General features: G+C 30.4%; 20 protein-coding genes and 1 tRNA gene. 12 read left to right on the top strand and 9 right to left on the bottom strand.

The window, feature by feature from the left end; translation table 11 throughout:
- Positions 1–2 precede the first annotated feature (2 nt).
- The 4 genes from ACTTAX_RS02180 to ACTTAX_RS02165 are packed head-to-tail and all read right to left on the bottom strand — an operon-like array spanning position 3 to position 3,734.
- The gene (locus ACTTAX_RS02180) at positions 3–803 is read right to left on the bottom strand and encodes a M23 family metallopeptidase (protein WP_440692496.1); all 801 of its coding nucleotides are present in this window, start codon (positions 801–803) and stop codon (positions 3–5) included.
- Positions 788–1,546: an SDR family NAD(P)-dependent oxidoreductase gene (locus ACTTAX_RS02175; RefSeq protein WP_440692495.1), complete on the bottom strand. Its 759-nt coding sequence runs from the start codon at positions 1,544–1,546 to the stop codon at positions 788–790. Before ACTTAX_RS02175 ends, ACTTAX_RS02180 begins: the two co-directional genes overlap by 16 nt.
- The gene (locus ACTTAX_RS02170) at positions 1,546–2,139 is read right to left on the bottom strand and encodes a TerC family protein (RefSeq protein ID WP_440692492.1); all 594 of its coding nucleotides are present in this window, start codon (positions 2,137–2,139) and stop codon (positions 1,546–1,548) included. The genes ACTTAX_RS02175 and ACTTAX_RS02170 overlap by 1 nt, the downstream gene beginning before the upstream one ends.
- Entirely contained in the window at positions 2,139–3,734 is a 1,596-nt protein-coding gene (locus ACTTAX_RS02165; RefSeq protein WP_440692488.1) for a GMC family oxidoreductase, read from the bottom strand. Before ACTTAX_RS02165 ends, ACTTAX_RS02170 begins: the two co-directional genes overlap by 1 nt.
- Positions 3,735–3,874: 140 nt before the next feature.
- Between ACTTAX_RS02165 and ACTTAX_RS02160 the strand changes: the two genes are divergently transcribed.
- The 6 genes from ACTTAX_RS02160 to ACTTAX_RS02135 all read left to right on the top strand — a co-directional run bounded on the left by ACTTAX_RS02160 (position 3,875) and on the right by ACTTAX_RS02135 (position 10,323).
- Entirely contained in the window at positions 3,875–4,969 is a 1,095-nt protein-coding gene (locus tag ACTTAX_RS02160) for a TRAP transporter substrate-binding protein (protein ID WP_440692486.1), read from the top strand.
- 71 nt (positions 4,970–5,040) lie between these two features.
- On the top strand, positions 5,041–5,655 hold the full coding sequence (locus tag ACTTAX_RS02155) for a TRAP transporter small permease subunit (RefSeq protein ID WP_440692484.1): 615 nt from the start codon (positions 5,041–5,043) through the stop codon (positions 5,653–5,655).
- Positions 5,655–6,989: a TRAP transporter large permease gene (locus ACTTAX_RS02150; RefSeq protein WP_440692482.1), complete on the top strand. Its 1,335-nt coding sequence runs from the start codon at positions 5,655–5,657 to the stop codon at positions 6,987–6,989. The genes ACTTAX_RS02155 and ACTTAX_RS02150 overlap by 1 nt, the downstream gene beginning before the upstream one ends.
- Before the next feature lie 26 nt (positions 6,990–7,015).
- Positions 7,016–8,473, top strand: a complete 1,458-nt coding sequence (locus ACTTAX_RS02145; protein WP_440692480.1) for a cytosine permease — start codon at positions 7,016–7,018, stop codon at positions 8,471–8,473.
- A gap of 1 nt (position 8,474) precedes the next feature.
- Positions 8,475–9,479 (top strand): alcohol dehydrogenase catalytic domain-containing protein, encoded by a 1,005-nt coding sequence (locus tag ACTTAX_RS02140; protein WP_440692478.1) that lies wholly within the window; start codon positions 8,475–8,477, stop codon positions 9,477–9,479.
- Positions 9,480–9,672: 193 nt separating this feature from the next.
- Positions 9,673–10,323: a DUF3047 domain-containing protein gene (locus tag ACTTAX_RS02135; RefSeq protein ID WP_440692476.1), complete on the top strand. Its 651-nt coding sequence runs from the start codon at positions 9,673–9,675 to the stop codon at positions 10,321–10,323.
- Here the strand turns inward: ACTTAX_RS02135 and ACTTAX_RS02130 are convergent, their stop codons facing one another.
- A complete protein-coding gene (locus ACTTAX_RS02130) occupies positions 10,324–10,464 on the bottom strand; it encodes a hypothetical protein (protein ID WP_440692474.1) in 141 nt (46 codons plus the stop codon). It abuts the gene before it with no gap.
- Between the two features lie 58 nt (positions 10,465–10,522).
- Between ACTTAX_RS02130 and ACTTAX_RS02125 the strand changes: the two genes are divergently transcribed.
- The gene (locus ACTTAX_RS02125) at positions 10,523–10,939 is read left to right on the top strand and encodes a YbgC/FadM family acyl-CoA thioesterase (RefSeq protein ID WP_440692472.1); all 417 of its coding nucleotides are present in this window, start codon (positions 10,523–10,525) and stop codon (positions 10,937–10,939) included.
- Here ACTTAX_RS02125 and ACTTAX_RS02120 read toward each other — a convergent pair.
- The gene (locus ACTTAX_RS02120; protein WP_440692470.1) at positions 10,932–11,612 is read right to left on the bottom strand and encodes a uracil-DNA glycosylase; all 681 of its coding nucleotides are present in this window, start codon (positions 11,610–11,612) and stop codon (positions 10,932–10,934) included. The genes ACTTAX_RS02125 and ACTTAX_RS02120 overlap by 8 nt on opposite strands.
- Before the next feature lie 2 nt (positions 11,613–11,614).
- Between ACTTAX_RS02120 and ACTTAX_RS02115 the strand changes: the two genes are divergently transcribed.
- Both ACTTAX_RS02115 and ACTTAX_RS02110 read left to right on the top strand, forming a co-directional pair.
- Positions 11,615–12,172, top strand: a complete 558-nt coding sequence (locus tag ACTTAX_RS02115; protein WP_440692468.1) for a histidine phosphatase family protein — start codon at positions 11,615–11,617, stop codon at positions 12,170–12,172.
- Positions 12,173–12,182: 10 nt separating this feature from the next.
- Positions 12,183–12,320, top strand: coding sequence for a hypothetical protein (locus ACTTAX_RS02110; protein ID WP_440692466.1), 138 nt, complete (start codon positions 12,183–12,185; stop codon positions 12,318–12,320).
- Here the strand turns inward: ACTTAX_RS02110 and ACTTAX_RS02105 are convergent.
- From ACTTAX_RS02105 to ACTTAX_RS02095, 3 genes are read right to left on the bottom strand one after another with little or no spacing between them, the layout of a single operon-like run.
- Positions 12,317–12,745 (bottom strand): hypothetical protein, encoded by a 429-nt coding sequence (locus ACTTAX_RS02105; protein ID WP_075506629.1) that lies wholly within the window; start codon positions 12,743–12,745, stop codon positions 12,317–12,319. The two genes, ACTTAX_RS02110 and ACTTAX_RS02105, sit on opposite strands and share 4 nt — an antisense overlap.
- Complete coding sequence (locus ACTTAX_RS02100) at positions 12,732–12,902, bottom strand: hypothetical protein (RefSeq protein ID WP_440692464.1); 171 nt, start codon at positions 12,900–12,902, stop codon at positions 12,732–12,734. The genes ACTTAX_RS02105 and ACTTAX_RS02100 overlap by 14 nt, the downstream gene beginning before the upstream one ends.
- Complete coding sequence (locus ACTTAX_RS02095; protein ID WP_440692462.1) at positions 12,895–13,146, bottom strand: DUF1289 domain-containing protein; 252 nt, start codon at positions 13,144–13,146, stop codon at positions 12,895–12,897. Before ACTTAX_RS02095 ends, ACTTAX_RS02100 begins: the two co-directional genes overlap by 8 nt.
- 84 nt (positions 13,147–13,230) lie before the next feature.
- On the opposite strand from ACTTAX_RS02095, the gene ACTTAX_RS02090 reads away from it, so the two are divergent.
- From ACTTAX_RS02090 to clpP, 3 genes are all read left to right on the top strand, one after another.
- A tRNA-Leu gene (locus ACTTAX_RS02090) sits at positions 13,231–13,315 on the top strand.
- A gap of 10 nt (positions 13,316–13,325) precedes the next feature.
- Positions 13,326–14,777, top strand: a complete 1,452-nt coding sequence (gene tig, locus ACTTAX_RS02085) for a trigger factor (protein WP_440692460.1) — start codon at positions 13,326–13,328, stop codon at positions 14,775–14,777.
- 32 nt (positions 14,778–14,809) lie between these two features.
- A complete protein-coding gene (gene clpP, locus ACTTAX_RS02080; protein WP_262589313.1) occupies positions 14,810–15,421 on the top strand; it encodes an ATP-dependent Clp endopeptidase proteolytic subunit ClpP in 612 nt (203 codons plus the stop codon).
- Positions 15,422–15,495: the final 74 nt, after the last annotated feature.

Raw genomic sequence — 15,495 nt, 5'->3', positions numbered from 1 at the left:
AATTATTTTAAGACAGACATTGGATCCAATCTTGTTTGAAACCAATTTATTCTAAAATCTAAATGAGGTCCCGTAGATCTTCCTGTTGATCCTACTGTTCCAATAATATCACCTTGATTTATTAAATCACCTATAGAAACCAAAACACTTTCTAGGTGAGAATAAATAGTAGAAATCCCATGACCATGATCCATAATTACTGTTCCTCCAGTATAGTACAAGTCATCTTCTGCCATTGTAACTACTCCTGATGCAGAAGATTTTATCATCGTTCCTTGTTTAGCTGCTATATCGATACCGTAATGTGGCCATCTAGGTTTACCATTTAAAATTCTTTGACTGCCATAAACGCCGCTAATTATACCTTCAACAGGCATTATAAATTTTTGCTTAAAAAACTGTAATTCAGAATTAATTGCTCTTGCTTCACCAATTGTATTATTTTCTTTTTTAATTCTTTTATAGACTGACTCGGGTGGGGTTACTTTGCTTTCTTCTAATCCATCTATTCTTTGAATATTGTATTTTCTTTTTAAAACTTTTTTGGTTATTGTAGATTTTTTTTCATCAAAGATTTTTGTAAATGTAAGATCATATTTTTGATCTCTATCAATACCAAAAACGAAAAAACCATCCTTTGATACTCTTACTTCTTTTTTTCCAACAATTATCTTTGCACCAGGATTTGTTTTTCCTAAGATAAAATGGCCTTGTAAGAATTTACCTTGAAATTCTATTGCGTTTGCAGTTGAAAAAAAAAAGAAAAATATTAAAAAAAATCTATTTATTACTGAGCTGTCCATCCACCATCTATTATAATTGATGTTCCAGTTATCATTGAGGAAGCAGGTGAGGCTAAGAAACAAACTGTTGTTGCTACATCACTTTCAGTTGCTGCTTTTCCCATTGGAATATTTCCAAGTGCTAGTTTTTTAAATTTTTTATTTTTAAAGAAATTTTTAACCATTGGAGTTTCAACAAACGTAGGAGCTACTGTGTTAACTCTTATATTCCTTTTAGCTAACTCTACACCCATACCTTTTGTCAAACCTTCAATCCCAAATTTAGTCATATTATAAACATTTCTCCCACCCATACCGACATGACCTAATTGAGAAGACATATTAATAATAGAGCCATGTCTCTTTTTATTTTTAAGCATTTTCTTAACTACTAATTGTGCAACATTAAATGCAGCTTTTAGATTTAAATCTACCAAGTAGTTCATACTTTTTTGTTTAATTTTTTCAAAAGGTTCAGGAATATTAGTTCCAGCATTGTTTACCAACACATCAATAATTTTGATTTTTTCTAATTTTGACTTTAGATCTTCATAATTCATTACATCACAAGGAACTTTAATTACTTTGCCTTTAATTTTTTTAATATCTTTTTCTAATTTATTTAAATCAGATGGAGTTCTGCTTAATGCTATTACAGTTGCCCCAGCTTCTGCGAGTGCAATAGAACAGGCTCTGCCCAATCCTTTTCCAGCACCAGTAACTAGCGCGTACTTATTTTTAAGATTAATTTTTTGAAGATACATTAAAAGAATATTATTTTAATATCTGTATAAATCAACTCAACAGCTACTATTAATATTGCCAATAACCCAACCCATGCAATCCATTTGTATTTTTTTATCCATCCAGAAATTAATGTTGCAGCAGTTGCCATTAAAACAATCGATAGAACCAATCCAAATACAAGTAATCCATAATGATCACCTGCAGCACCAGCAACCCCTAAAACATTATCTAAACTCATTGTAAAATCAGCAATTAAAACAGTCCAAATTGCTTTTAAAAAACTTGAGTTGTCTACTTTAATGTCTTCTTCTGAGTCCGATCCTTTAATTACATCAACATAGAGTTTGTAGACAATATAAAGAAGTAAAATTCCACCAATAAGTCTTAGTCCAGTAATTTGTAGCAAATAAGCTGTTAGTAAAGTTAATATTATCCTTAATATTACTGCACCACCAATTCCCCAAAATATAACTTTCTTCCTTTGTTCAACTGGAAATTTAGAAGCTACCATTCCAATTATAATGGCATTGTCACCAGCTAGTACTAAATCAATAAAAATTATTTGTGTTAAAATAGCAATTTGTTCAGGAGTAAAAAATTCAGCAAACATTATTGTTCTAGTATCATGTCAGCACCTTTTTCTGCAATCATAATCGTAGGTGCGTTAGTATTTCCTGAAGTAATGTTAGGCATTATTGATGCATCAATAACTCTAAGATTTTTTATTCCTCTTACTTTTAATTTTTCATCAACTACAGACATATCATCTTGTCCCATCTTACATGTACCAACAGGATGAAAGATCGTTTGTGCAAAGTTTGATGCTTCTTTTACTAATTCTTCATCATCATCAATATGGATACCAGGTCTATATTCTTCAGGTGTATATTTCTTAAAAGTTTCAGACTCCATTATAATTTTTCTGGTCAATTTTAATCCTTTGGCAGCAATCATTCTATCGTGATCAGTTGATAGGTAATTTTGTTTTATTTTTGCGTAAACGCGTGAATCTTTATCAATAATACTTACGTGACCTCTACTTGTAGGTCTTATATTTGAAACAGTTGGAGTGAATGCGTGAAAATCGTGATTTTTTGTAGCTCCCAATGTATCCATACTCATTGGTTGAACGTGCCATTGTAAATCAGGTAATTCTAAAGAAGGATCACTTTTTGCAAACATACAAAGCTGACTCGCTCCCATAGTCATTGGACCACTTCTTTTAAAAACATATTCTAATCCGATTAGTAAATTTCCAAACAAGCTATTAATTTTTTTGTTAAGAGATTTTAAACCATTAATTTTATAAATAGGTCTTAACATTAGATGATCGTGTAGATTTTCACCGACACCATTTAAATTATGAACCATATCAATTCCTAAATTTTTTAGTTTTTCTGGATTTCCAATTCCTGATACTTGCAATATTTGAGGAGAACCAATTGCTCCTGAAGAAACTATAACTTCTCTGTTTGCTTCAGCTGTTTTCAGTTCATTATCTTGCCAGTATTCGACTGATTTTGCCTTTTTATTTTCAAAGTTAATTTTATTAACATGAGCGTGAGTAATAATTTTTAAATTTTTTCTATGCTTAACAGGATTTAGATATCCAACAGCAGTACTGCATCTAAATCCATCTTTTTCTGTTACCTGAAAATAACCACAGCCATGATTATCACCTGTGTTAAAATCTTTTGTTTTAGGTATACCAAATTCCTTAGCAGCATTTTGAAACTCATCTAATAAAGGAAGTTGTATTCTTTGATCTGAGACAGAGAGAGGTCCGCCAACTCCATGATATTCACTTTTACCTCTTTCTTGATTTTCAGCTTTTATAAAATAGGGCAGAACATCATCCCAACCCCAACCAGTATTTCCAAGCTGTCTCCAAATATCATAATCTCTGTGTTGTCCTCGTATATATAAAAGTCCATTAATAGAAGAACTTCCTCCTAAAGTTTTTCCACGGGGATAACGTATTGAAATATTATTCATACTTTCGTCTGGTTCTGTCTTGTAACACCAGTCAGTATTAGGATTGTGCATCGTTTTAAAATAACCAACTGGTATATGGATCCATGGATAATTATCTTTACCTCCAGCTTCGACCAAAAGGACTTTGTGTGAAGGGTTTTCTGATAATCTATTTGCTAAAACACAGCCTGCAGATCCAGCTCCTAATATAATGAAATCAAAATTATTCATAAATTAGAACTCTTATAAATTAAAAAAATTATATTTCTAACAAATCTGTTAAAAATTTTAAAATATACCAATATTAACACTTGTTTTAGTTTTCATTATTTGACAGAGTTTCCACTTTAAAAATAAAGAGAGGGAAACAAATGAAAAAAATCATTTCAATGTTATTTGCAGTTGCCATGGTGTTTGGATTTATTTCAAATGCTAATGCTGCAAAAACACTAAAATGTCAGACAGTTCTTAACACAAAAGCTGATGAAGTTAAGATGTTAAAGGACTTTACTGACACAGTAACAGCGTTAACTGGTGGATCTCTTAAGTTTGAAATTATGCCAGCAGGAGCTGTTGTTGGTGTAAAAGAAACTTTAGATGCAGTTGACAAAGGCCTAATCGATTGTGGTTTCGCTTGGACTCACTATTGGTCAGGTGACCATCCTGCAGCTATGCTATTTGGATCTCCAGTAGCTGGTGGTGGTGTTGGTATTGACAACATTGCATTCTTATCATGGTTCCAGTATGGCGGTGGAAAAGAGCTATACGACAGACTATGGAAAGAAATGGGAAGAGATATCAAAGGATTTATGATTCAACCAGTTGGGCCAGAAGCTTTAGGTTGGTTTCCAAAACCAATTAAAGATATGGCTGACTTTAGAAGATATAAGTTCAGAACTCCTCCAGGAATTCCAGGACAAACATATAAAGACATCGGTATCGCATCTGTAGCTATGGGTGGTGGAGATATTCTACCAGCTTTAGAAGCAGGAACAATTGATGCTGCTGAATGGTGTTGTCCAAAACCAGACTTAACGTTTGGTTTCCAAAAAGTATTAAAGCACTACTACCTACAAGGTTTACACCAAGTAGTCGTAAATGCTGACTTTTATATCACTGGAAAAACGTACAATGCTATGAGCGATCATGAGAAGAAGTCTCTTGAAGTTGCAGCTAATGCATCATTAGCTAAATCTTTAAGTTACAGAATCTATGAAAATGGTAAAGCTTTAAGAGAGCTTACAGAAGTTCATGGAGTTAAATTAGAGGATACACCTTCTGATTACTTCACAGAATACATGGCTGCAGCTAAGAAAAGTTTAGAAACAAACGCTGCAAACAATGCATTCTTTGCAGAAGTATGGGACTCTATGAAAGAATTTGCTGATATAGCAGTTCCTTTCTGGAGTGGTGCTCAAATGTCTAATGCGAAGCTAGGAATGGCTCACGCAGCAACATTAAAGTAATCCAATAATTAATCTATAATTCAATTAGAGCGGACTTAATTGTCCGCTCTAATTTTTCTAACAAAATTTTTATGGCTGAAGAACCAACTAAACTAGATATATCAGATGAAATGATAGCCGAAAGGCGAGGTGGTTCAGGAAAGATGCCAAATGAAATGCCATCATGGATGGCTAGCTCTATTGTAAATATTGATAAATTTAGCAAATGGATAGGTAATGTTGTTTGCTGGATACTGATGCCGCTTATTTTTGCTATGACTTATGAAGTTTTGGCAAGAAAACTTTTTCATGCACCTACAATATGGGCTTACGACATAAGTCGATTTTTATATGGCGCACTATTTATGTTAGGTGCGGGTTACGCACTTTCAAAAGGTGTTCATATCAGAGCAGACTTTTTATACAGAAATTTCAAAACAAAAAACCAAGGAATAATTGATTTTTGGTTATATTTATTATTTTATTTTCCAGGACTAATCGTCTTTCTTTATATGACAATTGGTTATGTAGGTGAATCTATTCAAAGAGGTGAAAGAGGAATGGATACTACATGGATGCCTTACATGTGGCCGATCAAGAGTTGTTTATTGGTTGGTATAGTATTTTTATTAATACAAGGTATCTCAGAGTTATTAAAAAGTTATTGGGCCGCTACTAGAGGAAAATGGCCAGGAGAAGATGAATAATGTTAGCTGAATTTATAGATCCAGCATACTTAGGTTTTATTTTAGTAGGAGTAATGCTTTTTGCGATTTTCGTAGGATTTCCTATTTCATTTACACTTATATTTTTAGGTTTTGTATTTGGATATTTAGGCTTTGGAAAATTGGTCTTTTATTTAATGACACTCCAGTTTTCGATGGTCATGACCGAACAAACCCTCGCCGCCGTACCGCTCTTTGTCTTTATGGGTATTATGATGGAGCAGGCAGGTTTGATGGAAAGATTATTCTCATCATTTCAAATGATGTTAGCAAGAGTTAGGGGCGCATTATATTATGCTGTTCTTTTTGTTTCAGTTATTTTTGCTGCAGCAACAGGAATTGTTGGTGCTTCAGTAACCATACTCGGTATCATGGCAGCAAAATCAATGAATAGATCTGGCTATGACGTTAGACTTGCTGCAGGAACAATAACAGCAGGCGGTACTTTAGGAATTCTAATTCCACCAAGCATCATGCTAGTTGTAATGGGGCCAATTATGGAAATTCCAGTTATTGATTTATTTGCGGCTGCTATAATTCCAGGAATTCTTCTTGCAAGTTTATACGCTGGTTACACAACAATAAGATGCATGATCAATCCTAAATTGGGACCTGTAATTCCTGAAGAGATGAGAGCTGCCAGTATGAAAGAAGTTTGGATTGAATTCTTTTTAGGTTTAGTTCCACCAGCAGCTTTAGTTTTCGCAGCATTAGGAAGTATCCTTTTTGGTTTTGCAACTCCAACAGAAGCAGCTGGTTGTGGTGCAATGGGAGCATTATTACTTTCTTTAGCATACAAAAAATTAACTCTTTCAAAACTACAAGAGGCTCTTGTTAAAACTTTAGAGATTACCGCATTAATAATGGTTTTAGTTGCTGCATCAAACTTTTTTGGTGCTGTTTTTGCAAGATTAGGTACTCCAACTTTATTAACTGAATTTTTGTTAGGTTTAGAAATGAACAAATATTTAATATTAGCGATTGTTATGGTTGCAATATTTTTATTGGGTTGGCCTTTAGAGTGGGTACCAATTGTAATGATTATTGTGCCAATTATTTTACCATTGATTGAAGCTCTTGGCTTTAATCTTACTTGGTTTGCAATATTAGTTGCCGTTAATCTCCAGACCGCCTGGCTGTCTCCTCCAGTGGCATTGTCTGCGTATTTTTTAAAAGGGGTAGTGCCTGAATGGGATTTAAAAGATATTTATTATGGAATGATGCAATTCATGGTTCTTCAAATAATCGGTTTAGTTCTAATCATAATATTTCCAAAAATTGCACTATGGTTACCAACTCTCTTATATGGACAGTAGAAATTATTAGTTTAAAGTAATTTTTAGTGAATCAACCAAAAGTTAAATACTCACTCTCAAATTGGGATCTAGTTTCAGTAAATCCAAATTATAAAACTTGGAATTGGAAAGACCTTTTTTGTTACTGGGGAGTAAATGTACAAAGTGTAATTGGTTTTTCCCTGATTGCCTCTCTTTATATAATGTATGACCTTAATTCTTTTGTGGTTTTACTTGGAACTTTATTAGGCTCATTTTTTGTTTATTTATTTGCTAATTTTATAGGAAAACCTTCGCAAAAATTTGGATTACCTTTTGTGGTTTTGTTGAGATCTTCTTTGGGAGTTAATGGAGCTAAATTTTTTGGATTAATTAGAAGTTTGGTTGGAATTTTCCTATTTGGAATTCAAACCTATTTTTTATCAAAAATTTTAACTTATCTTATTAGAATATTGCTTTTTACAATTGATGAATCTTTATTAGTTCAAGATATATTTATTTTTTACTTTTATGGCCTAAATATAATTGATTGGTCGTCTATTATAATTGTAATTATTTTGCAAACATTATTGTTTAGTATTGGTGCTCAATATAATAAGAAAATTATTAATTTTTCAGCAATTAGTGTTTATGTAGGGATTGTTCTTTTTTTCTTTCTTGTTTTATTAAGTGATGTCAAATTAACATCAAAAGCATTTGTAAATATTTTAAATACCAAAAACTTTTTAGATTTTAATAATTTAGCGCCACTGTTAACTGTAGCAGGAACTGTCTTTGCTTATTTTTCAATATTAATAATTAGTTTTGGAGATATTTCTAGGAATGTTAAAAATACTAAGGAGCTAGATAAAGGGAATTTGAGTTTACTAATTAATTTAATTTTTTTCTCTTTTTTTTCTATTTTTATTGTTGCTGGATCAGATGCACTTCTAAATCAAAAATTTTCAGATATAGACAGAATTTTTACAAATCCTACTGATATAATAGGCAAATATGACAATATTCAAATAACTACATTAGTACTTTTTTTTATCGTAATTGCTTCAGCATCTACGAACTTAGTAGCTAATTATATTCCATCTCAATATTCACTAATTAATTTTGTTCCAAGTAAATTATCTTTAAGAAGTGTAAGTTATATAATTTCTTTCCTAGGTTTGTTGGTTGCTATTTTTTGGCTTACAATTTTAAGTAAAATAGGTATTTTATCTTTTATAGATACATTTGGTGCATTTTTTGGACCATTGTTTGGAGTGATGGTTGCTGACTATTATTTGATTAAAAACCAAAACTTGAGTAACAAAGATTTGTATTCAGTAGAAAAAGAAAGTAGTTACTATTATACAAGAGGGTGGCATATCAAAGGTGTTTACTCAGTATTTCTAGGTTTTATTTTTTCAGCATCAACAATTTGGAACACAAATTTAATGTTTTTACAGTCTTATGCGTGGTTAATTGGTGCATTTGTAGCCTGGATAACGTATTACTTATTGTCAAAAAAATAATATGAAAGCTTTAGTATATACTGGAACACAAGAACTAGTTTACAGGGAAGAACCTAATCCAATTGAAGTTACAGGTGAAAGCATTTTAAAAATTCATGCTTCAGGAATATGTGGTTCGGACATGCACGCGTATCATGGACATGATGAGAGAAGAATTCCTCCGTTAATATTAGGCCATGAGGTTAGTGGTGAAGTTCAAAATGGTAAATTTAAAGGTAAAGACGTTGTTTTAAATCCTCTAATAACTTGTGGTAAATGTGAATACTGTACAAGTGCAAGAGAACATCTTTGCCCTCATAGAATTATATTAGGAATGAGCAAACCAATTGAAAGACAAGGCGTTTTTGCAGAGTTTGTATCAACACCTGATAAAAATATTTATGAAATCCCAGATGGATTAGATAAAAATGAAGCACCAGTAGCAGAGCCAACTGCAGTTTCTCTACATGCAGTATTAATTGGTGAACAATCTTTAAAAAAACCTTTGTCTGAGTGTAAAATTTTAATCCAAGGTGGTGGTGCAATTGGATTATTATGTGGTTTAATTTTATCTAAAATTAAAAATAGTAAAAATATAATTCTCTCTGATCCTAATAAATTGAGATTGAATGAGTGCTCAAAATATTTAGATGCAAAATATGTTGCACCAGACCATAACGAAATAGAAAGTAATAAGTTTGATATTGTATTTGATACAGTGGGCTTAGAAATTTCAAGACAACAGGCTATTGAAGTAGTTAAGCCGGGCGGTTCAATTATTCACATAGGCTTAACTCAGCCGGCTGGAACCTTTAATTTTAGAAAAATGACACTTCAAGAGGTGACCGTTATAGGAACTTATTGTTATACAAATAAGGATTTTGAGCAAACTTTAGCAATATTAGCTAATAAAGAGATAGGTTCTCTAGATTGGATTGAATTTAGAGATTTAAAAAATGGTGGTGATGCTTTTAAACAAATTCATGATGGCACATGTGTTGCACCTAAAATTATACTGATACCTTAAAATTGGGATTTAATTTTATAGCTCTAGAACTACCCATTTTGAGGTCATTAGACATAATTGGTGCAGATATCATTATTGACCAATAAATTAAAAGTAAAAAAATTGAAATTGTCTTCATATCAATTACATAAAAATTAATTCTGATTTTTGCATGTTTAAATCTTGTCAAAATAATGTATTAAGAACTTAAATTATGAAAATATTTTTTAAACTCATTTCAATTTTTTTAATTTCAATCAGCTCAGTTGTTGCAAATGAAGTTTTAGTATTTGAGTTTACAGAAGCAGAACTTTCAGATTTAACTGTCAGAAAAGTAAGAGGAGCAAAGAACGAGACAAGCTATACTGTTGGTAAGAATGAAAATGGAAATTTCCTAAAGGCGGTTGCTGATAATGCAGCATCTGGTCTTGGAAAAGAAGTTAAAATTGATCTTAACAAGACACCTTTTATAAATATTACGTGGAAAATTGAGAAAGATTTATCAGGAATTAAGGAAGACACTAAAAAAGGGCATGATTTTGCTGCTAGAGTTTTTGCGGTAAAAAAAACAGGTGCAACACCATTATCTAACAGAGCGGTTAACTATGTGTTTTCAAGCAACAGTGATGTTGGACAAAGTTGGCCAAGTCCTTACACAAAAAAATCTATAGATAATGTAATGGCAACAACAAAAACTAATTTAAATGAATGGGTAACAGTTAAATCAAATGTAAAAGAAGATTTTAAGAGATTCCACGATTTAGATTTAGATGAATTAGATGGCTTAGCAGTTATGGCAGATACAGATAACTCTAAAATGAAATCTATAGCCTATTTTCAGAACATTTATTTTTCAGCAAATTAATTAAAGTTTGGTATATTTTTTTAGCCCTATACTCAGAAATGATAGTATGATTGCTACAATTACGTCCTCTGTTGGTGTAGCATTAGGGACACCAAAGTTCCATAAAATTACTCCAATCAACCAAATTATATAAACTTTCATTGATGTTATTATATCTTAGTTTGTATAAAAATTTCTCATTATTTGATATTAATGAACGATGCATAAAACTTTTAGCCATAATGTTAAAATTTACTATGAAGATACCGATTCTGGAGGAGTAGTTTATTATGCAAATTATTTAAAATACTTTGAAAGAGCTAGAACAGAAGCATTATTAGCCATTGGTTTAAGTAATTTGAAAATTAAAGATGAGTTTAATTCTTTAATAATCGTCAAGTCATGCAATATTGAATATAAAAAATCAGCATACTTAGAAGATAATTTAACAATAAAATCTTTTATTTCTTCTTTGTCAAAAACCTCTTTTGTAATGGATCAGTCAATTTACAGAAATGATTTATTAATTGTGTATGCAAAAATACATTTAGTATTTGTAAATACAATCGGAAAACCTACAAAAATTCCTGAGATAGTTTTAAATAGCTTTGAGCCTTATATTTTAAAATCTAAATAGCTGTTACTCTTTTTATTTTTTTGAAAAAATTAACTATCATTTTTTCAGATATTAATTTTGTATTTACATTTCTAGGACTTGGATGATAACAAGCGTATAATCTGATTTTGTTTGATAAATCATAATATTTCCCGTGCTTAAAAATATACTTTCCATTTAATTTATTTTTACTTTTGTAATATTTAATACAATTATCAAAAGCAACTTTACCTAAAGCAACAATTGTTTGGATTTTGCTTAAAGTTTCAATCTCATTTTGAAAATGATTTGAGCAATTTGATAATTCTTCATTTGTTGGTTTGTCACTAGGAGGAACACATTTCAGTATATTGGTTATAAAAGTTGATTTTAATTCCAATCCATCATTTAAATTTTCTGAATAAGGTAGATTAGAAATTTTTGCTTTTTTTAAACAAGAAAACAAGAAATCACTTGATTTGTCTCCAGTGAAAGGTCTTCCTGTTCTGGTTCCTCCATGAGCTGCTGGTGCTAATCCTAAAATTAATAATTTTGAATTTGCCTTACCAAATCCAGGAACTGGTTTACCCCAATAAGTTTCGTTAATATTTTGTTTTCGTTTTACAGTAGATATTTTTTTAATAAAATTAATTAATCTAGGACATTTTCTACATTTAATAATTTTCTTATTAAGTTTTTTTAATTTATTATTCATCTATGAAAATTTTAAAATATTTTTTAATTATATTTATATTTTTAAGTTCTCCAATTAAAGCAGATTCAAATGAAGCTATGATTGGTGAGCTTCAAAAAGGTGGTAAATTAATATTTATTCGTCATGCTTATGCACCGGGAGGAGGGGATCCTTCTAATTTTGATGTCAATAATTGTGAAACCCAAAGAAACTTAAATGACGAGGGAAGAGTACAATCAAAAAAAATTGGAAATTTTTTTTTACAAAATGATATTTTAATAAACAAAATTTACTCTAGCGAATGGTGCAGATGCAAAGAAACTGCAGAAATAGCCTTTAAAAATTATGAAACAAAAAATTTTTTGAATTCATTTTTTAGTGCAAAATTTGCTAAAAATAGAAAACAACAAGTTATTGATTTTAATAAATTCTTAAACACGTGGGATCAAAAACAAAATATAATTTTTGTAACACATTACGTGGTAATATCTGAGCTTTTAAACTACGCACCATCATCAGGTGAGATTGTTATTTCAGATAAAAATTTAAAAGTAATTGATACTTTAGAAATAGAATATTAAATTAGAATTTATGTCTTCAAAAAGAGCTATGCGACAAGCACAAAAACAAGCATTCGCTAAACATAGATCTAATATTTCAAATAGTAGATTTAATTTTAAAAAAAAAAATTTAGATAAACTTAAAGAAAATAAAAAAAAGAAAACCTAACTTTGGTTTGCAAATTTTTCTATTTTTTTACATGTAGAAATTTTTGAAATCCCTTCGATATCGTTCATAACACTTTTAATAAAAATCTCAGGCTTGTTCTTTTCAATTAATATTTGAGTATAAAATTGAGGATAACCATGTTTTAAAGTAAAAATTTTACCATCCTCTTCATAAATATTTCTTACATAGGAGTTTGATTTTTTTACACTTAAATCAGTAATTCTATATTTTTGATAAGTTTTTTCTGCATAAACATAATTTCTAGTCATAATTAATTCATTAAGATTAAATATGTATTCATTTTTTAAATATTTATCTTCTTTATGATCACATTTACTTAAAATTATAATTTCTGAAAATGAATGATTTATAAATGAGAAAGAAAATAAAATGAGAGAAAAAAAAAATAATTTATTTTTTTTCATTTTTTTCAGAAAAAAATAATCCAATTAAAAAAAGTGCTGTCCACCCAATACCCAGTAATGCTTTAGGGCTAGTCTCAGCGCTCCACATATCTAAAACTAAAGCACCAAAGATTAGTCCTATAATATAAATTATAACTACAATTGTTGATTTACTCATTTTTAAGATTTTTTTTGAATAGAGATATTCCGTTATTTATTTTATGCTTATAAGACTCGTTAAAACTATCTAATTGCCAACCAGTTAATCTTTTTCTGATACTTTCTAAATTATTTTGTTTCCATTCATCTGTAGTTTCTTCATGTTTCCACAGTTTTTTTTCATCATTATTTCTTCCACATCCATAACAATAACCTGTTGAGGGATCTGTTTTGCAAATACTAATACAAGGCGAAATAATCATATTATTTATATTTTTATATCCTTTTACACTATTATTCGGATTGGACAAATGAGCTCAATAATATATAAAGCACCTAATTTAACTGGGGCGATGGCGGAATTGGTAGACGCGCTGGTCTTAGGAACCAGTCGAGCAATCGGTGAAGGTTCGAGTCCTTTTCGCCCTACCATTAAATGATTATGAAAGTTACTGTAGAAAATAAAAAAGGTTTAAATAAAGATCTAAAAATTTTTATCGATAAAGAGACTATGAACTCTTATATGGATGAAAAATATGATGAGATTAAAGGAACAGTAAATTTAAAAGGTTTTCGACCAGGAAAAGTACCAAAAGAAATTTTAAAAAGACAATTCGGCAAAGCTGTATTTGGTGAAGTATTAGACAAAGTTTTAAAAGATACATCTACAAAAGCGTTAGAAGAAAACAAAATTAAACCAGCGGGTCAGCCAAAATTAGATCTAAAGACATATGGTGAAGATAAAGAATTAGAATATGTTTTATCAGTTACAGAATTACCTAAAGTAGAGATTAAATCATTAGAAAACATTAAATTTGATGAATACACAGTTAAAATTGATGATAGTGAGACAGATAAAAGAATAAAAGAAATTGCTAAGAACCAACCAAATTTCAAGGAAGGTGCTCCTGATACAAAAGCAAAAGAAGGTGATCTAGTTGCATTAGATTACAAAGCAACAATTGATGGAAAAGAATTTAAAGGAAGTGAAGGAAAAAATACACAGCTTACATTAGGTAAAGATTTATTTTTGAAAGGTTTTGATAAGCAGCTAATTGGTGTTAAAAAAGATGATGAGAAAGTTGTTGAAGCAACACTTCCAGAAAATTATCCTGAAAAAGAATTAGTTAATAAAAAAGCTAAATTTAATTGTAAAATTTTATCAGTTAAACAACCACAAGAGGTGAAAATAGATGACGATTTTGCAAAAAATTTAGGAGCTAAAGATTTGAAAGATCTTAAAGCTTTAATTTCAAAACAAATAAATGATGAATATAGAAATTCTTTAGATCAACTTTCAAAAAATCAAATTTTAAAAGAAATTGAAAAAATTAAAGTTGAAGAAGTTCCAGGAAACTTAATTGAGGAAGAAGTCAAAATTCTTTCACAAGGTATGTCAGAGGATGAGGCTAAAAAGAATAAGAAATCTTTTGAGGAAAAGGCAAAAACAAGAATTAAGACTGGATTAATCTTAAATGAATTTGGTGAAAAAAATCAAATCAAAGTTAGTGAACAAGAAATTCAAGCAGAAGTTCAAAAACAATTAAGAATGATGCCAGGACAAGAGAAAATGGTTATGGATTTTTATCAAAAAAATCCATCTGCTTTGGCAAGTCTAAGAGGGACAGTCTACGAAGAGAAAATTTTAAATCTTATAAAAGAAAAAGGTAAACCAAATAAAAAAGAAATTTCAAAAGATGAGGCGGAAAAAATCTTAAAAGAAGCTCATAAACGTGATCACGATCATGACCATGATCATTCACATGATCACGAACCAAAAAAAGAAACAAAAAAGAAACCTGCAGCAAAAGCTTCAGAGAAAAAAAAACCTTCTGCAAAAACAGCAAAAGCAAAACCAGCCGCTAAAAAAACAAAAAAAGTTAGCAAAAAGTAATCACAAGTTGTATAAGTAGAAAGAATCAACTTATGACAACAAAATTATCAGAACATATGAGCAATCTAGTGCCGATGGTTGTAGAGCAATCAAGCAAAGGTGAGAGAGCTTATGATATTTATTCAAGACTTTTAAAGGAAAGAATAATTTTTTTAACGGGTCAGATAAATGACAATATTGCATCCTTAGTAACAGCTCAGTTATTATTTTTAGAAGCTGAAGATCCTAAAAAAGAAATTTATTTATATATCAATAGTCCTGGTGGACTGGTTACAGCTGGTCTAGGTATTTACGATACTATGCAATATGTAAAACCTGACATATCAACTTTATGTATTGGCCAAGCTGCATCAATGGGATCATTTTTGTTGGCTGCAGGAACTAAGGGCAAAAGGTTTTCGTTACCAAACTCAAGAATAATGGTGCATCAACCCTCTGCAGGTTTTCAAGGACAAGCTACAGATATAGAAATTCATGCCAATGAAGTCTTGTCATTAAAGAAAAGATTAAATGAAATTTATTCAAAACATACAGGTAAAACTGTTGATGAAATAAAATCTGCTTTAGAAAGAGATAATTTCATGACTGCTGATGTCGCAAAATCATTTGGTCTTATTGACGAAGTAGTAGAAAAAAGATCATAATACACAATATATTGATAACTTACTAATCCAAACTTGATTAGTATGAGTCATTTATAATAAAGTCATGAAATTGA

The organism is Candidatus Pelagibacter sp. HIMB1695 (assembly GCF_052047655.1).
Classification (GTDB): Bacteria; Pseudomonadota; Alphaproteobacteria; order Pelagibacterales; family Pelagibacteraceae; genus Pelagibacter.
The sequence above is the reverse complement of the archived record's forward strand: the minus strand, read 5'-3'. Positions and strand labels throughout refer to the sequence as shown.

What these genes read in the sequence shown, in the direction of transcription:
- tig (WP_440692460.1), top strand. Translation starts at nt 13,326, where the DNA reads ATGAAAGTTACTGTAGAAAATAAAAAAGGTTTAAATAAAGATCTAAAA.
- ACTTAX_RS02170 (WP_440692492.1), bottom strand. Translation starts at nt 2,139, where the DNA reads ATGTTTGCTGAATTTTTTACTCCTGAACAAATTGCTATTTTAACACAA.
- ACTTAX_RS02160 (WP_440692486.1), top strand. Translation starts at nt 3,875, where the DNA reads ATGAAAAAAATCATTTCAATGTTATTTGCAGTTGCCATGGTGTTTGGA.
- ACTTAX_RS02135 (WP_440692476.1), top strand. Translation starts at nt 9,673, where the DNA reads ATGAAAATATTTTTTAAACTCATTTCAATTTTTTTAATTTCAATCAGC.
- ACTTAX_RS02150 (WP_440692482.1), top strand. Translation starts at nt 5,655, where the DNA reads ATGTTAGCTGAATTTATAGATCCAGCATACTTAGGTTTTATTTTAGTA.
- ACTTAX_RS02125 (WP_440692472.1), top strand. Translation starts at nt 10,523, where the DNA reads ATGCATAAAACTTTTAGCCATAATGTTAAAATTTACTATGAAGATACC.
- ACTTAX_RS02165 (WP_440692488.1), bottom strand. Translation starts at nt 3,734, where the DNA reads ATGAATAATTTTGATTTCATTATATTAGGAGCTGGATCTGCAGGCTGT.
- ACTTAX_RS02095 (WP_440692462.1), bottom strand. Translation starts at nt 13,146, where the DNA reads ATGATTATTTCGCCTTGTATTAGTATTTGCAAAACAGATCCCTCAACA.
- ACTTAX_RS02120 (WP_440692470.1), bottom strand. Translation starts at nt 11,612, where the DNA reads ATGAATAATAAATTAAAAAAACTTAATAAGAAAATTATTAAATGTAGA.
- ACTTAX_RS02105 (WP_075506629.1), bottom strand. Translation starts at nt 12,745, where the DNA reads ATGAAAAAAAATAAATTATTTTTTTTTTCTCTCATTTTATTTTCTTTC.
- clpP (WP_262589313.1), top strand. Translation starts at nt 14,810, where the DNA reads ATGACAACAAAATTATCAGAACATATGAGCAATCTAGTGCCGATGGTT.
- ACTTAX_RS02100 (WP_440692464.1), bottom strand. Translation starts at nt 12,902, where the DNA reads ATGAGTAAATCAACAATTGTAGTTATAATTTATATTATAGGACTAATC.
- ACTTAX_RS02115 (WP_440692468.1), top strand. Translation starts at nt 11,615, where the DNA reads ATGAAAATTTTAAAATATTTTTTAATTATATTTATATTTTTAAGTTCT.
- ACTTAX_RS02155 (WP_440692484.1), top strand. Translation starts at nt 5,041, where the DNA reads ATGGCTGAAGAACCAACTAAACTAGATATATCAGATGAAATGATAGCC.
- ACTTAX_RS02110 (WP_440692466.1), top strand. Translation starts at nt 12,183, where the DNA reads ATGTCTTCAAAAAGAGCTATGCGACAAGCACAAAAACAAGCATTCGCT.
- ACTTAX_RS02140 (WP_440692478.1), top strand. Translation starts at nt 8,475, where the DNA reads ATGAAAGCTTTAGTATATACTGGAACACAAGAACTAGTTTACAGGGAA.
- ACTTAX_RS02180 (WP_440692496.1), bottom strand. Translation starts at nt 803, where the DNA reads ATGGACAGCTCAGTAATAAATAGATTTTTTTTAATATTTTTCTTTTTT.
- ACTTAX_RS02130 (WP_440692474.1), bottom strand. Translation starts at nt 10,464, where the DNA reads ATGAAAGTTTATATAATTTGGTTGATTGGAGTAATTTTATGGAACTTT.
- ACTTAX_RS02175 (WP_440692495.1), bottom strand. Translation starts at nt 1,546, where the DNA reads ATGTATCTTCAAAAAATTAATCTTAAAAATAAGTACGCGCTAGTTACT.